Origin of the sequence: Neisseria sp. P0014.S009 (assembly GCF_051958155.1) — a bacterium.
In the GTDB taxonomy this organism is placed as follows: Bacteria; Pseudomonadota; Gammaproteobacteria; order Burkholderiales; family Neisseriaceae; genus Neisseria; species Neisseria flavescens_C.
In genome coordinates, this window is record NZ_JBQCVS010000035.1 from 1 (window position 1) to 2,831 (window position 2,831).

Genomic DNA, 2,831 nt, shown 5'->3' on the forward strand with positions numbered 1-2,831 from the left:
AGCAGCGAAGAACCGAACTATACGCCTCCCAACAAAACCCGTCAACACCTTTCGCAAAATTATTTCTAGAAATTTAATCACTCCCCTGTTTTAACAGGGTTTTTATTTTATAAAAAAACTCCAACAACCTTCCTACACTATCCATACATACAAAAAACACAAAACAAAGGCCGTCTGAAATGCTCTTTCAGACGGCCTTTTTTATGTTTTCTATTTATCCAATACGTTGAAGGACAATTTCTAGGACAAATTTACTGCCTACATAGGCAAAAATCAGACTAACAAATCCAACAATAGTCCAAACGGCGGCTTTTTTGCCGCGCCATGCGGTCATACTGTGTTTCAACAATAATGCGCCATAAATCAACCACGACATAATACTGAAGATGGTTTTATGCGTGAAGGTCATGGGTTTGCCGAAAACGGCTTCGGCAAAAAACGTCCCGCTGATAACTGAATAGGTCAATAAAATGAAACCTGCCCAAATACCTTGGAACATGAGTTTCTCCAAACTCAATAATGGCGGCAAGAAGCTGACCAATGCGGAAAAACGGCGTTTGTGCAAATTACGGTTGATTAAAAGGATTAGGATGGCAAATAAGGTAACGATGCCAAACAATCCGTATGCAAGCAATGATGATGCGATGTGCGACAGTGGCAATAAGTCTACAATTTGGCGACCTGAAAAATCCCCCGGGAAAAGGAAACCCAACAATAAGGTCAATGCGGCACAGGGATACAATAAGAGTTGCACTCCGCGCAGACAATAAAAGAAGCTGCCCAAGCAATACATCATCAGCATCAGCCAGACTATCAGACTGAGCGAATAACCAAAACCGGTAATCAATACCCTATCCTGCAATACAGGGAACATCAATGCTGCGCCATGTACCAATAATGCGCCGCTCAAAATCAGCAACTCGGTTTTCAGCGGGTAAGACTTATTATTGTGCTTTTTATGTTGCAACCAGGAAAATGCGCCCAATCCGGCATACACCAGCATAAGGCAGATTAAGACAATCGGCATAAATATCTTTCTCAATAGAGGTATGAACACTTGACGGACAGCCGGCAGGGTTTCAGACGGCCTTGGTGTCGTGTTTGTGTTCTTGAAGCATAACTTCGGACTATCGTGTAAAATAATCCGAATTTTATTTTAACAAAGAATGCCCTGTATTGGGCAGCTATTCTCATTATCAAGGATAAGTATGTTAGACAACCTGACCAACCGCTTCAGCAAGGTACTTAAAAATATTCGCGGCCAATCAACGCTGACCGAAGACAATATTAAAGAAGCCTTGCGCGAGGTTCGTCTTGCCCTGCTGGAAGCCGACGTTGCATTACCCGTCGTTAAAGAATTCGTCAACACAGTCAAAGAACAGGCCCTTGGCCAAGAAGTCGTCGGCAGCCTGACGCCTGACCAAGCCTTTATCGGCGTGGTCAACCAAGCCTTAGTCGACCTGATGGGTAAGGAAAACAAAACGCTGGATTTGTCGGTTTCACCGCCTGCCATTGTTTTGATGGCCGGTTTGCAAGGTGCCGGTAAGACAACAACCGTCGGCAAACTCGCCCGCCTGCTGAAAAACGATCAGAAGAAAAAAGTTTTGGTGGTATCTGCCGACGTTTACCGCCCTGCTGCGATTGAACAGCTGCGCCTATTGGCCGAACAGGTCGGCGTGGACTTTTTCCCATCCGATACCAACCAAAAACCGGTTGAGATTGCAACTGCCGCCGTCGATTACGCCAAAAAACATTTTTACGATGTATTGATGGTCGATACCGCCGGCCGCCTGGCAATCGATGAAGAAATGATGAACGAAATCAAAGCGCTTCATGCCACGGTCAACCCGGTTGAAACTTTGTTCGTCATCGATGCCATGCTGGGTCAGGATGCTGTGAACACTGCTCAGGCATTTAATGAAGCCCTGCCGCTGACCGGTGTCGTATTGACCAAGATGGACGGCGACTCGCGCGGCGGTGCGGCATTGTCCGTACGCCATGTAACCGGCAAACCGATTAAATTTATCGGCGTCGGCGAAAAAATCAACGGTCTCGAACCTTTCCACCCCGACCGTCTTGCCAGCCGTATCCTCGGCATGGGCGACGTATTGACCCTGATTGAAGACGTTCAAAAAGGTATTGATGAAGAAGCCGCCGCCAAAATGGCGAAAAAGCTGCAAAAAGGCAAAGGCTTCGACCTCAACGACTTTAAAGAACAAATCCAGCAAATGCGCAATATGGGCGGCTTGGAAAACCTGATGTCGAAAATGCCGGGCGAACTGGGTCAAATATCGAAACAAATTCCCGAAGGCACGGCTGAAAAAGCGATGGGCAAAGTAGAAGCCATCATCAACTCGATGACCCCTAAAGAACGCGCCAACCCTGCCCTGCTCAAAGCCAGCCGCAAACGCCGTATTGCGATGGGTGCAGGCACGACCGTGCAGGAAGTAAACAAATTACTCAAACAGTTTGAACAAATGCAACAAATGATGAAGATGTTCAGCGGCAACGGCTTGGGCAAACTGATGCGTTTGGCCAAAGGTATGAAGGGAATGAAAGGCATGTTCCCAGGTTTGTAAGCCGATTTGACAGAAAACGCCGTCTGAAAAGTTTCAGACGGCGTTTTGGTTTTGTATTCTGATTAAAACCATGAGGCTTTAGCAACCATCTCTATTCTATAACGTCTAATATAAAAGGCCGAGACCTTTGCAAAATTCCCCAAAATCCCCTAAATTCCCACCAAGACATTTAGGGGATTTTTCATGAGTACCTTCTTCCGGCAAACTGCACAAGCCATGATTGCCAAACACATCGACCGTTTCCCGCTATTG

2 protein-coding genes are annotated in these 2,831 nt (G+C 46.3%); one reads left to right on the forward strand and one right to left on the reverse strand.

Translation table 11 applies throughout. The features are described 5' to 3' along the window. Positions 1 to 214: 214 nt before the first annotated feature. Positions 215 to 1,027, reverse strand: coding sequence for a cytochrome C assembly family protein (locus tag ACTHS4_RS11510; protein ID WP_049330837.1), 813 nt, complete (start codon positions 1,025 to 1,027; stop codon positions 215 to 217). 181 nt (positions 1,028 to 1,208) lie between these two features. On the opposite strand from ACTHS4_RS11510, the gene ffh reads away from it, so the two are divergent. Continuing rightward, complete coding sequence (gene ffh, locus ACTHS4_RS11515; protein WP_070826410.1) at positions 1,209 to 2,579, forward strand: signal recognition particle protein; 1,371 nt, start codon at positions 1,209 to 1,211, stop codon at positions 2,577 to 2,579. The last annotated feature ends 252 nt before the right edge of the window (positions 2,580 to 2,831 follow it).